This is a genomic window from Pseudoalteromonas sp. MMG013, assembly GCF_018100885.1.
Taxonomy (GTDB): domain Bacteria; phylum Pseudomonadota; class Gammaproteobacteria; order Enterobacterales; family Alteromonadaceae; genus Pseudoalteromonas; species Pseudoalteromonas aurantia.
On sequence record NZ_JAGJEE010000027.1, the window covers coordinates 1 to 14,504 of the forward strand.

General features: G+C 41.5%; 11 protein-coding genes. 2 read left to right on the forward strand and 9 right to left on the reverse strand.

The genetic code is table 11. From position 1 onward, the window contains the following. Positions 1-299: 299 nt before the first annotated feature. The 3 genes from J8L98_RS18835 to J8L98_RS18845 all read right to left on the reverse strand — a co-directional run bounded on the left by J8L98_RS18835 (position 300) and on the right by J8L98_RS18845 (position 2,121). A complete protein-coding gene (locus J8L98_RS18835) occupies positions 300-626 on the reverse strand; it encodes a hypothetical protein (RefSeq protein WP_210997711.1) in 327 nt (108 codons plus the stop codon). 119 nt (positions 627-745) lie between these two features. Next, positions 746-1,198, reverse strand: a complete 453-nt coding sequence (locus J8L98_RS18840; RefSeq protein ID WP_210997712.1) for a hypothetical protein — start codon at positions 1,196-1,198, stop codon at positions 746-748. A 437-nt stretch (positions 1,199-1,635) separates the two neighbouring features. After that, complete coding sequence (locus tag J8L98_RS18845) at positions 1,636-2,121, reverse strand: hypothetical protein (protein WP_210997713.1); 486 nt, start codon at positions 2,119-2,121, stop codon at positions 1,636-1,638. 379 nt (positions 2,122-2,500) lie between these two features. Between J8L98_RS18845 and J8L98_RS18850 the strand changes: the two genes are divergently transcribed. Beyond that, on the forward strand, positions 2,501-3,595 hold the full coding sequence (locus J8L98_RS18850) for a 2-aminoethylphosphonate--pyruvate transaminase (RefSeq protein WP_210997714.1): 1,095 nt from the start codon (positions 2,501-2,503) through the stop codon (positions 3,593-3,595). A 131-nt stretch (positions 3,596-3,726) separates the two neighbouring features. On the opposite strand, the gene J8L98_RS18855 is transcribed toward J8L98_RS18850, so the two are convergent. The 6 genes from J8L98_RS18855 to recR all read right to left on the reverse strand — a co-directional run bounded on the left by J8L98_RS18855 (position 3,727) and on the right by recR (position 12,030). Further along, complete coding sequence (locus tag J8L98_RS18855) at positions 3,727-4,419, reverse strand: UTRA domain-containing protein (protein WP_210997715.1); 693 nt, start codon at positions 4,417-4,419, stop codon at positions 3,727-3,729. A gap of 126 nt (positions 4,420-4,545) precedes the next feature. Beyond that, a complete protein-coding gene (locus J8L98_RS18860; RefSeq protein WP_210997716.1) occupies positions 4,546-5,952 on the reverse strand; it encodes an FAD-dependent oxidoreductase in 1,407 nt (468 codons plus the stop codon). After that, on the reverse strand, positions 5,952-6,761 hold the full coding sequence (gene phnX / locus J8L98_RS18865) for a phosphonoacetaldehyde hydrolase (protein ID WP_210997717.1): 810 nt from the start codon (positions 6,759-6,761) through the stop codon (positions 5,952-5,954). Before phnX ends, J8L98_RS18860 begins: the two co-directional genes overlap by 1 nt. An 11-nt stretch (positions 6,762-6,772) precedes the next feature. Continuing rightward, positions 6,773-8,104: a DUF5690 family protein gene (locus tag J8L98_RS18870; RefSeq protein WP_210997718.1), complete on the reverse strand. Its 1,332-nt coding sequence runs from the start codon at positions 8,102-8,104 to the stop codon at positions 6,773-6,775. A 59-nt stretch (positions 8,105-8,163) separates the two neighbouring features. After that, complete coding sequence (locus tag J8L98_RS18875; RefSeq protein WP_210997719.1) at positions 8,164-10,965, reverse strand: TonB-dependent receptor; 2,802 nt, start codon at positions 10,963-10,965, stop codon at positions 8,164-8,166. A gap of 462 nt (positions 10,966-11,427) precedes the next feature. Continuing rightward, entirely contained in the window at positions 11,428-12,030 is a 603-nt protein-coding gene (gene recR, locus J8L98_RS18880) for a recombination mediator RecR (protein WP_210997720.1), read from the reverse strand. A 368-nt stretch (positions 12,031-12,398) separates the two neighbouring features. Here recR and J8L98_RS18885 point away from each other — a divergent pair, with 368 nt between their 5' ends. Beyond that, positions 12,399-14,501: a TonB-dependent siderophore receptor gene (locus J8L98_RS18885; protein ID WP_210997721.1), complete on the forward strand. Its 2,103-nt coding sequence runs from the start codon at positions 12,399-12,401 to the stop codon at positions 14,499-14,501. Positions 14,502-14,504: the final 3 nt, after the last annotated feature.

Sequence of the window (14,504 nt, forward strand, 5' to 3'; positions counted from 1 at the left end):
AGCCATGAGAGAATTGCCTATCTTTTAAGCTGAATTTAAAAGATAGGTGATGAATGAAAAACAGTCAATTTAGGATGGGTGTCAGTTTAAATCGTTTCTGCTAACTCGTTCGTGCTAATTTCATTGTCTCTTCACTTAAATTAACCCTTTCGTTAAATCGTAAGACCCCGATTTTACATACTTAAAAGAAATTTGTGCCTGTCCCATATTATTTTCTACTACCTAAATCATTTTAAGCATAGTGTCTCTGCGAGTCCATAAGGAAGTGGACAGCGATGAGATCGCAAAGAGAGCCTACCCTAACCGCAACTGACATGATAGACAATTAAAAACATAGCATGACCGATATTAGCTTTAGGGTCAGTCATTTCAATGCTGTCAGATATTTTGCACTTTAAGCTTTGTGACTTAACAAAGCTATTTATAACTTCCATACGTGTATTTTCTTCAAAATATGGACTAACAGTATTTAACTCAAAGACACACAAATATTTGCTAGCACTTTCGTTAGGCCACGTCGGCTCTTTAAAGCAAGAATTACCAATATTTTTAACAGTAGAACTTTGTGTTTCTTGAGCACTTGAAGCAATCGAAAACCACGCTAGAAATAAAATAAAAAGTTTCAATTTGACTCCAATCCTTTTGGTAGCTCTAACTCCTCGCTTAACCGACGCAAAATAGCAGGCTAAAATTAGCGACGAAGGAGCGCAAGCCTGCTGTTTTGTGTCCTTGGCTGAAGCGTTTGTCATACGGTTTTTATAAACCCATTAACCTGATTCTGCCTTTCGACAACTTTATTCCTATCAATGTCTCTGCCAAGATTTAATTTCCCTTTAGAAAACTTCAATATAAGCTCATAATCATCTGAACAATCACCCGATATTTCATCAATTATGATCTCTTTAATGTCATCATACTTTTGATACACCTCTCCATTTTTAAATATTTCTTTCTTCATTGAGTCAAAAAGGAATATCTCCTTTTTTATGAAACGTGTTGTAAAACCTGATATATAAAAGATTAAAAGTATTAACGTTACGAGAAAAAACGAAAAAAGCCACCTATCTGGCGAGAAGGAATTTAAATAGTACAATGAAGAAAAGTAACCCGCCCAAATCAAACAATACGGGAACCAAGGCAACTTATCATAAGTTACCTTAAGTTGGGTTTCATTAATTTCAGTGATTTCTGGGTACATCGACAACCGTATAACTATTTAGTATTTATGCGGCACGTTGTTTGTGCTACATAATCGCTTGTTGGACTGAGCCGCTACCTGCTCGGTGTGTCAGAGTTGGTGTTATTTATGCTATGGGAATTTACTTTTAGTGACATAAGGTGTCTTATACTTATTTTATCGGCTTGTCTTTCGCGCTTAAGCCATCCCTGCATTACTCAGTGCGTTTTATCTTGCTATTAGAGCTAATTTTCGCTGATTTATCAATGATATTTTCATCGCGCACGCACTTTGATAGCCCGAACACTTAAGCAGATTAACGCGTTGATTTAATTCAGCAAGCTCTGCTGCTAGCTCGTTCGTGCTAATTTCATGGTCTCTTCACTTGAATTAACCCTTTCGTTAAATCATAAGACCCCGATTTTACATACTTCAAAGAAATTTATGCCTGTCCCATATTATTCTTCGACTATTTTAAGGATCTTATTACTATGTCCATCCAGCACATAATCAATTGAAACACACAGCCCATTTTTAATAAAACTATCCTTATGCAACTTTCCATGAAAATATGGGCCAACATCATAATTGCTGAAACTAAATTCAACCTCTTCAATACTGAATGACTCAATTAAGGTGCCATGTTTTGGGGTTTGCCTTTCATACTTGCTTATACAACCTTGAACTTGCTTAAATTCTTTATTTTTAATGAAATTACTTGCTTCTACTTTATCAAAGTAGTTAAAGGTTTCACTTAAAGATGCAAACAAACACATACCAAAAAAAGCTTTAATCAAAGTTTCTCTTTTTATGTTTGTTATATCAGCGGCTACTTGAGATACAACTGGAAATTTAAGTACCAAAAACAATATTATAAAAAAAGGGATTAGACCTAAAAAATGGTCGATACTTGGGTTTATTGTCGATTCAAAATATACACTCAACTTTCACGAGTCCAGTTTACAGCTTTTCAGAAGGACACCGGCTTTATTCTTTACCACTGAAATCAAGCTAGTGTTCTATTTAATTCCATCAAAGTAATATATAAAAGAAATAAATACAAACACTTGTTATGTTCAGTCATATTAGTTCGGAATAATTGTTCAGGAGAACACGCATCGTTAACTCCTTGCCAAAAATAAAATGGTCAGCCATTTGCTATATGATATTGTGAAGCAAGACATTGAGTTATGGCTTAATGTACTTCCCTACCGCTACCAGCAGCCTCCTATTCAAATTACTTAGACTGTCATAATTCCATCATCAAAAAGTCATGTTTCATGTGCTTTAATTATTGGTATAGACCAGATTGGAATTAGAAAAATGGACAAAAATTACTTATTACTCACACCCGGCCCGTTAACAACATCAGCGACAGTCAAACAAGCCATGCTTAAAGATTGGTGTACATGGGATGAAGAGTACAATGTGGGTATCGTACAAAAAATTCGCTCCGAATTGTGTCAACTTGCAAGTACCTCTGATCAATTTACAGCCACGTTAATGCAAGGCAGTGGTACGGCTTCTGTTGAAGCGGCACTGGGCACATTTATTAATAAAAACGCCACAGTATTAGTCATTAATAATGGCGCTTATGGCGCGCGTATTAAACAAATTGCGGAATATCTCACTATTAACCTAATCGCATTAGATTATTCAGAAACGCACTACCCAGACATATCACAAATTAAAAATACACTAGAAAATCACCCGCATATCACGCACATTGTGATGGTGCACTGCGAAACAACCACAGGTATGCTCAACCCCTTAGAAGAAGTGGCTGCACTTGCGAAAGAGTTCAACAAAGTGATGATATTAGATGCCATGAGTAGCTTTGGCGGCATACCCATTGATATGCAAAAATTGCATATCGATGTATTAATTAGCTCGTCGAATAAGTGTATTCAGGGCGTGCCTGGGTTTGGCTTTGTGATCAGTAAAAAATCACTCATCGCACAGTGCAAAGGCAATGCGCGCTCACTCTCTCTGGATTTATTTGATCAATGGGAAACCATGGAAAAGCACAATGGTAAATGGCGCTTTACTTCTCCAACCCATGTCGTCAGAGCATTTGACCAAGCTTTAACTGAATTGCATGACGAGGGCGGTGTGGCGGCCAGACACAAGCGATATGCCGCTAACCAATCATTATTGGTCAGTGGTATGAAAGAGCTGGGTTTTACGCCTCTTTTACCCGAGCAATTACACTCGCCCATTATCACCACCTTTTTATCCCCTGAGGTTGAACACTACGATTTTAAACGCTTTTATCTCACATTAAAGTCACTCGGTTATGTGATTTACCCAGGCAAGGTATCAGATTCAGATTGCTTTAGAATCGGCAATATTGGAGAAGTATACCAAAGTGATATTGAAGGCTTATTACAGGCAATCAGTGAAGCCAAAGATTGGTAAGCACGACTCAATATCAGTTGACTGACTTTAAATAAGCAATCACGAATATGGGTGCCATTGGCTAGTTTCAGTACTCGCGAATGGCACCGTACAGATCCGTTTAAGACCTACTTTCCACAAAATAAGTAGGGCTACTTGCCTTCAATGATCATTTCGATGGCATCGTGCAACCAAAACTCAATATTATAATCAACGAGTGCTTGGTGTTCATCATATCGCGCACGTTGTACTTTTAAACACGGGGCGCCACTGTTCTTTTCAAGTAACTCAGCGGCACGATCCGGTAACACCGTCACACTGATCTCACATTTTTCGTGAGATACATTCACTTGATAGCTGTGCTGCATTACTTGGGTTATAGAGCCATTGAGTGGCTGTTGCTCTAACCCCTCAAACCTATCTGCAAGGCAATATATCTCTTCAATCAATATTCCTCTGCCATCTAAATAGCGCGCACGAGTTAACTTATATACTGGTTTACTGTCAAAGTAGTGATGCGAAACCTGATGCGTATTTGATGGGCTCTGAATTTCAATCACTTCAGTGGAGGGTACAAAACCTTGCTTTTGTGCTAGCGCGTTGAAATTCACTTTTCGAGCTGGATGCCACTTTAATTTATCTGGCGTTACAAACCAACCACGACGCTTTTGACTGAAGATAACCCCTTCCGATTCTAACCGCGCGAGTGCTTCACGGACTGTTATTCTCGTCGAATTAAATTGCTCTTGGAGCGCCCGTTCAGATGACAGCTTTGAGCCTGCCTGTAAACGGCCTTCAGCCACCAAACTCTGAATATGATTTCTAATAACTTGATATAAAAGCATAGTTAAATTTTATCAAAAACTTTGCTAATAGCTTACTGCAATTTTATGACAAAAAAAGGCGTTATTCATAATATGCACCAGCTCATCGTACTGATGCACTATTAATGCGCTAAAAAAGAGCCTTATTCATGATGTTGCTTTTAAATTTGGGTCTACTTTGGCTGCTGAGCCACTGAGTTTACTTAAGTGCACATCCCACAATTTTGGGAAGTGGCCACGGTCTTCTGCATATTCTTTTCGCCTTATCGCATTTCGGACGACATACGCTCCGCATGTTCGCACCGGCTCTATTGGAAACTGTGACAGTGTTTGATTTACAAGTGCACAACGCTGCCACTTATCATGTTTATTCAGCATTAAACTAGACAGTATTTTTCCGCCTAAATAACTTTGCACAACCCCATTACCAGAATAGCCACTACCATAAAATACATTAGTTTGACGTGGTAAATAGCCAAAAAAAGGCAGCCCAGTCACACTTCTATCCGAGGGACCTGTCCAACTTCGTTCTATTTCTAGGCCACTATTTTTAAAAAAGTGTTGCCAGTAGTGCTGCATAATATCCAGATACTGACTTGGCTGATCAAATCGTTTCGTCACCTTGTTAGCAAAACTAAAGTAGTTTCCCCCTTTGCCAAGCATCAAACGTCCTGTTGAAGTGCTACGGTAATAATTCACGAAAATACGGTTATCTATAATGGGGGCACCATGCGCTAACGACATGCTGGCCAAACGCTCAGGGTCTGGTTTACTGATCACCATGTCACTTGACACTAGCACCACCGTACGCTTAAATTCGCTCATTAAGCGAGGCAGCCAAGCATTAACAGAAAACAAAAGTTTGTTTGCCCTAACAACGCCCCCTGAAGTGGTAATTTGAATTGTTTCGCCCGCTTGATAACCAAGGTACTGTGTATTTTCAAACACCTTTACACCTAGCTTTTTCGCAACACGTAATAAGCCTCTGACTAATTTAGCGGGTTGCACACTGCCTGCATTCGGTGAATAAATCGCAGATAAATTGGCTAACGAACCGGTTTTTGCTAGGTTACTTTCGTCTACAGTCTGCCAAGCATTCAAGTGATGCGTGTCTAACAAAGATAAAATCGGTGCAAATCCGCTCTTTTGTGCTGCATTTGATGCCGTGTAATACGTGCCATCTATGCGACAATCACACGCAATACCATATTGTTCAGTAAATGCTTTAATATCATGTACGGCTTGCTCTGATGACTTAACTAAAAACGCCGCTTGATCAATCTCCATGTGTTTAATTAAACTGGCAAATTTGGTTGACCAAGTTAGCATGGCGCCACCATTGCGACCTGATGCCCCTTGCCCACATAAGTCTTTTTCAATGATCACAACATCCAGTTCAGGCTGTGATTGCTTTAAGTTAATCGCAGTCCAAAGTCCGGTAAAACCACCCCCAATGATACAGATATTGGTGTCTATATTTTGCCTCAGGGGCAAGGCTGAGCGTATGTCAGCCTCGTTGATTGCTTCATCAAACCAAAAAGGAGTAAAGCGCATTAAGGGCGTTCTCCGCGTGCCAGTCTTGCTTCAATCTCATTAAGTACCGGCTCAATATCGGCAAGTGAATCAATAACAAAGTGCGCGCCTGCACAAGACAGTTGCTGATAAGCTTCGCGTGTCAATAAGGCTTGTTTATCTGCATCACAGGCTTGCCACTCTTGTTCGCTTAGTCCTATCGCATTGCCCGTAACAGCTATCCCTACTGTCCACATGCCTGCGTTTAATCCTTCAGTGATACCATGCACAGAGTCATCCACTTTAACGCAATTTGCTACTTTAGAAATTCCAAGACGTTGCACGTTTTCTAGCGCCATCCAAGGGCCAGGCCGGGAGCCCGCCACGCATTCATCACTGGCCACCACACAATCAGGCTTATAGCCGTGCGCCTGTGCAGCAGGTACGAGCACATCCATTACAGGCTTTGGATAGCCTGAACAACTGCCTATTTTGACGTTATCTGCTTGTAACTTATTAATTACCGCAAGTACCCCTTCTATAGGTGCTGCCCGTTCCGCCACTTTATCTTGCTGAAGCGGCATAAAGGTTTGGTAAATATGATCAACATCTTGCTGAGATGGCAAACGGCCAAATTGTTGTTGCCAGCGATGTGCAATTGTTAGGGTATTCAAAAGTGTATTAATATGATCCCATTTACCTAAACCCATTGGCGTACGCGCTTCTTCAAGACTAATGTCAAAATCAAAGCCCTTTTTAAACGCTTCCACAAAAATACGCGTCGGTGCAATTGATCCATAGTCAACCACAGTGCCAGCCCAATCTAAAATGAGCGCTTCAATATTTTTCATCTTTTTTCCTATTAAGTTGCCGACATAACAGGCTTAACTATGTTGCCTGCTTTCGCGGAAGTTAGTTTTAAACTGAAGTAAATCAAAGAGCTGACTACCAAGATGCTGGCTATCATTGCCACCCAGTAGCAGGCTTGAATAAGAAATTGTAACCAACTCAGATCTGGAGATGAGAAGGTTTTGTAAAGTAAAATACCCACTGATCCGATGTAACCTGCGGAGTCTGCCAAATATAATAAAAACCCTGCATTTGCCGTAGAGCCTACCGCGGAAATCATCCGGTCAAATAAGAAGCAGTTATAAGGTATGTAGCTAATGTAAAGGCCCGCGCCTAATACCACCATCCACGCTTTAGCACTGATTAGATTGGCTTCAAAAGCCCATGTGCAGCTCGCTAAAATAACAGTACCTAGCAATATAACGCCATGATTTACGAAAAAAGCGGTGCGGTTGTTTTTAATCAATACCAAAGCCGCCAGTGCAATCAAAACAATCAGCGCAATCCGTATGCCCGCATAAGCGAATATGGCCGGTTCCTGCCCATACCCCAAAGCCTGCCATATTTCTGCAGAAAAATTATCACGGAAATCCCTAAACCCAGTGAAAAGTAAAAAGCTCAAAATCAGCACTGTGATCCCAAACCAATAGCGTTTAAAAAACGCCCAACGCTGTGCACCATTCATGGGTAAACGCTGCTGTCTAGCCGCTTCATCTTCAGATGTTGGAGGAGGAATACTATTTAAACACATCACCGACAATACCAATAACGGCAAAAAAATAGCACCCGTTGCGGCTGGCATCCAAAGCTCAGATACATCCAATGCAATGATCAGCCATTGTCCGACGGTTCTCACAAGCCCTGATGCCAATATAAACGTCACACTTAATACAGCCCCCAGTAATTCAGCAGTTTTGCGTCCCTCTAAATAACTAAACACTAGGCCCCAGATCATGCCTAAGGCTAAGCCATTAAAAAATAACCACACGATGTTGAAAGGTACCGGTGTAAGCGCGAATAAAATAAGCGCACACTCCGCTCCCACTATCATCCATAGAATGGTTTTTGCGCGCTTTGCTCTTTGCATTTCGGCAATAAATTTAACGCCTATAAACTTTGCAATTAAGTAGCCAAACACTTGCGATAAAATGAGTGCCACTTTAAAGCTAATAGCCCAATGTCCTTGGTCAAAATCAGTATAACTATTGACCGAGAAAGGCTTTCGAAACGCATACATACAAAAATAAGTCATAAAAGCACTAGACGCTGCAAATAACACAAATGCAGCACCTTGCGCTGGCTTAAGCCAGTTCGGCGTGCGCTGCCAAACAGTTAAAGAATACATAATCAACCTTAAATAACAGCAAGGTGTTCAGCAACACCTTGCATCACTGCCTTTACAGCCTAAAACTGATAATTAATACCTATCATGCCGCGCATACCGTAATACTCCACTTGTAGTGGTCGGCCTTTTTCGCCCATATAGTATTCCAGTGCTTCATTGGTTAAGTTATTCAGTTCAAGGTAAATTAAGGTTTGCTCATTGATTTGATAAGACGTCGTAAAATCAACACTGGTATTCGCCCCGTAATAACTATCACTTTGCGACGATTTACCATGCTCCTCTATGTAAGCCCCTTTATGATTTAGCGCAATTCTTGCCGCGAATGCAGTATCATCATAGTACAGGGTAAAGTTATACAACTCGCTTGCTTGGCGCGGAATATGAACCTTATCATCACGTGTTGGAATACGCATTTGCGAGTCCATAAACGTGGCATTCGTCATGACCCCAAAGTTTTCAAGTGTCGCAGAAATAAAGCCAAGATCACGGTTAAAGGCTAATTCAAAACCGGCAAGCCAAGCACGCTCACCATTTTCAGGGCGAACAATATTAATGCCATCTCGACCGTTATAGTTACCAGTAGAACGTTTTTCGAAAATAGGATCTTGAATATCTTTATAAAAAGCCCCTACTGACACAAGACCAACACGGTCAAAGTAATGTTCAACCATGACATCTAAATTGTTTGAATAGGTCGGATTTAGCGCTGGGTTACCTGAGTCAAGTTTGTTGTCGGCTTCAAGATACGTTGCCCCTGGCGTTAAAGAGCCAAAATCTGGTCTGGCAAAACTACGCGTTAATGCCAATCGGTAATTGGTTGTGTCTGTCGCGTGATACGTTAAATGCAGTGCAGGTAGCAGCGACCAATAATCATTACTTTGTGTTGTGGCAACCGTTCTCTTTTCATCTGATAAATAGGTATGCCCCGACACAGTGGTGTCGGTTTTGGTTAAACGCAGGCCAGCTAATACTTCTAACTTAGGGTTAACTTGATACGTTGCCATCCCGTAAATTGAGGTATGCTGTTCTTCAATATCAAAGTTTCTGCCTAGTGCACCACCGTTACTGATCAATGCTGACTCGTCTTCATTGAGGCGAAACTTACTGCGGTTTTTATTCCAAAATGCCATCGTTGCTTCTGTCGTGGCCACTTGAGAAAACTGCGCTTGATAATTAAAGTGCGCGTCAGATAAAAAGTCATGTCGACCGGGCTGATCACTCAGTGCAAAATCTGCCAATGTTGGCGCTGCGCCATACTCATCGGTGTTCCATTCGTAAAACTCATCAGCAAAGTCAGCATGACGTACTTTGTCACGATATTTAACGCCGAATTTGTAGCTAAGCTCAGGTGCTATGCTCCATTCAAAGTCTAAATTAGCAACCACACGGTCTTTCTCATTCACGTAAACTTTATACAGCTCAACCCAAGACAGTCCGGCTTGCGTGGGGTCCATATTAAAACCGGCTGGAAAGTGGTTACTGATCCCATTCCAAGCGTCCGTGCCACCATCAATTAAGTTATATGCGTATTTTTTACCATTGCTCGCTTCTTTTAAACCGGTATAACCCACCTGCTTTTGGTCGAAACGCATCACAAAATAGCTATTATCTTGGCCGTTTGGTTTATCGCCATAACGAAATTCATTTTCATACGTCGCAAGCTGCCAGTTGATGGTTTTATCAAAGCCAATATCATGCTCACCCGCAAACTCAAAGCCATGCATTTGAGTGAGCAACTCGTTGCGAATATGCTGTAGTTCGGCTCTGTCTTTATCGAACCTTAAACGATGTTTATAGTGGGTTTCATCATCAATCAAAGTACCGTACAAAGCACTCGCACTGATACTGCCATTGTCTAAATCATACTCCATAGAACCATTGAGCCCATAAGTTTCACGTGTGCCGGTATAATCTCTGAGCTCTAAGCGATAAATGCCAAAGTCCTCGCTTTCACCTCGACGGCGAGGCTCATAATTGTCTGTTGCCCAATCTCGTTTCCAAGCCGTCGCATTAACAATAAACCCTAACTTATCGTCCATTAAACGATCGCCATATACCACATTTGCTGAGTAGTTATTACCACCAGCGAGTTCATTTTGACCGACTGCGAAGTTGGTTTGTAGTAAAAACTCATCCGCTGATTTTTTGGTTATAAAGTTAACACTGCCCCCAATTGCATCTCCTTCCATATCTGGCGTTATTGCTTTAGACACTTCGACAAACTCAATGAGTTCACTCGGAAAGAAATCGAATGCGGTGGCACGACTGGTGGTCTCTTCTTCTGCGGTTGGCAATCGATTACCGTTAATACTTGCTGAGCTCCACTGTGATGGTAATCCCCTCACTGCAACAAAACGCCCTTCGCCTTGGTCACGCTCAATAGACACACCAGGAATTCGCTGAACGGCTTCAGCGGCATTTCTATCGGGGAGTTTACCAATGCCATCTGCGGCAATAACACTGATGATATTAGAGGCATTTCTTTGATTATTCGCCGCAGCCATTGCACCGCGAAATATCTGGCCAACACTAACAACTTCCTCTATCTCTTGCTGAGTATTTAACACAATGGGCGCAACTGTGGTCACTTTCCCTTCAACCACAGTGACATTCATCTGTGAATTCTCATAACCAAAATAGTTAACCACGAGTGTATACTCACCGGATGCCAGTTTCGGTAATTCAAAACGGCCTCTATAGTCGGTGACTGCAGTAACATGGGTGTTTTTAATCGATATGGATGCACCTGACAGGTTCCCCTGAAAGTCCTTTACGGTACCGACAAGTTTGCCACTCGATGCATACACGCCCGAACTGGTAGCGAGGAAAATAGCAGCAGCGATCTGAGTTAGTTTTTTCATTGCTTTCATCTCTAATGTTGGGTTTTATTTCTGGTCTAGTCCAGATTTATTAAAGAGATGGTAGTATTGATTGTTTACAAATTCATGACGGTTTAATTAAACGTTTATGGAGCTATGATTTAAATGGATGGCCCATTAAAGGAAATGACATGCTATACCGCTAAAAATATGTAACTGAGAACTTAACGTTAGCATCCTCCTGATAGCCATTTGCAATTAGTCACCCATTTAAATACGGGTAACTTAAAGGCGTATCGCACGATAAAATAAATTTTTGACGAGACTTCGTCAATTGAGGAAATGATGCGTGTAATGCTACTAAAACGCCTGAATAGAAAAACCGGCTAAGAACACAATTAATTATACGAGATAATTAATTTACAATAGCCTTATAGCCGCCAGTAAAATGTTGGGCAAGCCATAAGGCAATCAATATGCCACACTGTGATGTGTACCCGCCCCTCAACGAATACTACGTCGACCTGAAAAAGCATGCATCAATGTCATACCATCCACCAAGTCGAGTTCACCCCCTACCGGCATACCATGGGCTATTCTCGATGCCTCTACCCCATGCTTTTGACATAGCTCAGCGATATAATGCGCAGTTGCTTCACCTTCAACGGTGGGGTTTGTCGCTAAAATGACTTCGTCTATATTGCCTTTTGACAATTTATCAGCCAACAAATCCAAACCGATTTCTGCAGGACCTATGCCGTCCAGCGGAGATAAATGTCCCATTAATACAAAGTAAAGACCTTGATATTGCCCTGTTTGCTCTATTGCTAAAACATCTGTAGGTGATTCAACAATACATAACAATCGGCTATCTTGACGCTTGACGCTTAAACAAATATCACAATGAGGAGTTTCTGAAAACGTACGGCAAGACTCACAATGCCCGATAACTTGCATGGCCTTCAATAAACTATCGCCGAGTTGAGTTCCCCCTGAACGGTCTCGTTCAAGTAAATGAAACGCGATTCTTTGTGCTGATTTAGGACCTATACCTGGTAAACAGCGCAATGCTTCTATTAATGCGGTAAGTGAGGGTGATAATTGCATATTAAAGTTAACTTAAAATGAGAGAATTAAAATAGGTAACAACATCACCATAACAGAGAGTGAGTCAATCAATAGCCAACCTATTTTACTGGATTAATCAATGATATCAGAAAATCAATATTGATGGCACTAGCGAGTATCGACAATCCCCCCACATTCCTTAACTCAAAAATCGCTATTTCAGTCATAATTTAGACGCGAACATTCCAGTTGTAATGAAAACTATTTCCAATTACCTCTTCCCAAAACAAATTAAAACTTGCTAGTATTGAGATGTTATAACGTTTGATCGAAAATCGAGCTGGCATCTTCACAAATAAGACGCCTTTAAATACGGAAAATACATACATAAGTAGTTGGAACTAAAAATGAAAAGGTCTTTGATTGCGGCCAGCACCTTGGTCGGTTTAATAAGCTCGGATAGCTTAGCATCTCAAGAAATAGAAAAAGTAGAAGTGATAGGCACGCGCGCGCCTTTATATAGCACTCGCGATATTAATGCGTCAGCCCTTGGCTCTAAAGACACACAGCTATTACCCATCTCCATACAATCATTTTCAGAAGCACTTATCGCGAACCAAAGAGCGAAAACATTAGGGGAAATACTGGCAAATGACGCATCAGTACAGAATACCTCTATTGGCACCGTATTTGATTTTGTCAGCCTACGCGGTTTTCAACTTGATTGGACCAACGGGCTTAGGCGTGATGGTTTAGCGTTGGCACCCTATCAAGATGTACCACTTGAAAATATCCAACGCATTGATGTGATTAAGGGGCCATCTAGCCTTGTTTCTGGATTTAATAACCCCGGTGGCACCATTAATTATGTCACCAAGCGCCCTACTCAAGCGCGTTTCTTCGATGTCACAATTGAGCTAAAAAATCGAGCCAGTAAATTTTTACACCTTGATTTTGGTGGCCCACTCTCAAACAACAAAGACATGGGCTATCGTTTCAACGCCGCGTTTGAAAAAAATGGCGACTTTACTGGCGGTGACGACCTAAAACGGACTTTTGTCAGTGCTGCTTTTGACTGGCAATTATCTGATCAGTTGTTTCTCAGACTAGACAGTGACTTTCAAGACAAAATAACCGTCTCACAACCCCTTATTGGGTTATCTACTGACCCAAGTACTGGCAAAACCATTTTGCCACCCTACGTAGATACCAGCAAGACACTCCTTGGGCAGCCATGGGCTTTGTATGAAACTCAAACCTTTAATAGTGCCCTGCGCGCGGATTTTTGGTTCAATGACCAATGGCAATGGGTGAATCAAGTTGCTTATTCAAGCAATGATAGATTTACCATTTTTCCTGACATTTATAGCGTCAATCAAGCTGGAGATGTTTTATCATCCGCAATACATGTTACCCCTGACGAGGAATATCAGACAGTGTCTGCCCACACCTTTGTTAAAGGTGCATTTCAGACTCAGGGAATTGAACATGAACTGGTTATTGGCCTCAGCGCCAGAGAATATCAATCTAAAGACGGCCGTTGGTTTGAACTCACCAATCCGGTTGGCAATATATTCAACCCAACCTACACTGAAAAACCGAACTATCCCGACTATCCCGATGCGAACATAACCGACACCAGTGAAAGTTCGTTTTTTATCACCAATACCCTGCACTTCAATGACGTTTTCTATACCACGCTTGGGTTACGTCACATACAGTATGATAAGACACAACGCGCACCGAATAGCGCACGGGTGACATTAGATGATCGCAGCTTTAACACGCCAATGTTGGGGATTAACTATAACCCCAGTGACACACTCGCATTTTATCTCAGCTATTCAGAAGGTGCTGGAGAAGGGGCAGTTGCTGTTATTGGCAGTGGCGCTATCAACGAAGGGGAGTCATTAGGTCCACAAGAAAGTGAACAAATTGAAGCGGGGATTAAATACCAACATGCGGGTATCAATTATACCGCAGCGCTATTTCAAGTAGAGAAAATGCTCGAGTATCATAACCGCAATACTAACTACTTCGTACAAGATGGGGTTCAATCACACCAAGGGTTAGAGCTCAACCTCAGCGGTGAAATAAACGCTCACCTGTCTACCGTTACCTCGGTGACTTTTATGAACCCAACGCTTGATGAATTAGGGGGAGACAACACCATCAATGGCAATAGACCGGCCAATGTTCCTAAATTTCAAGCAAATACCTTCGTAGATTACACCATTCCAAGCTATCAATCACTCAGCATTAATGCAGGTATTTTTCATGTCGGTGAGCGCGAGCAAAATGTGTCAAATACACTCACTCTCCCTGCGTATACCCGCGTTGATTTGGGGCTCAAATACCAGCTATCTGCGCTTAATGCCACTGTAAGACTCAGGGTTGAAAACGTTTTTGATAAACAATACTGGTTATCTGGTGGTGCAAAGGGCATTGACTGGGGCGTATCTCCTGGTCGAGGCAGATTAATTAGCGCTTCAACAACGTTTAGTTTTTAGGGA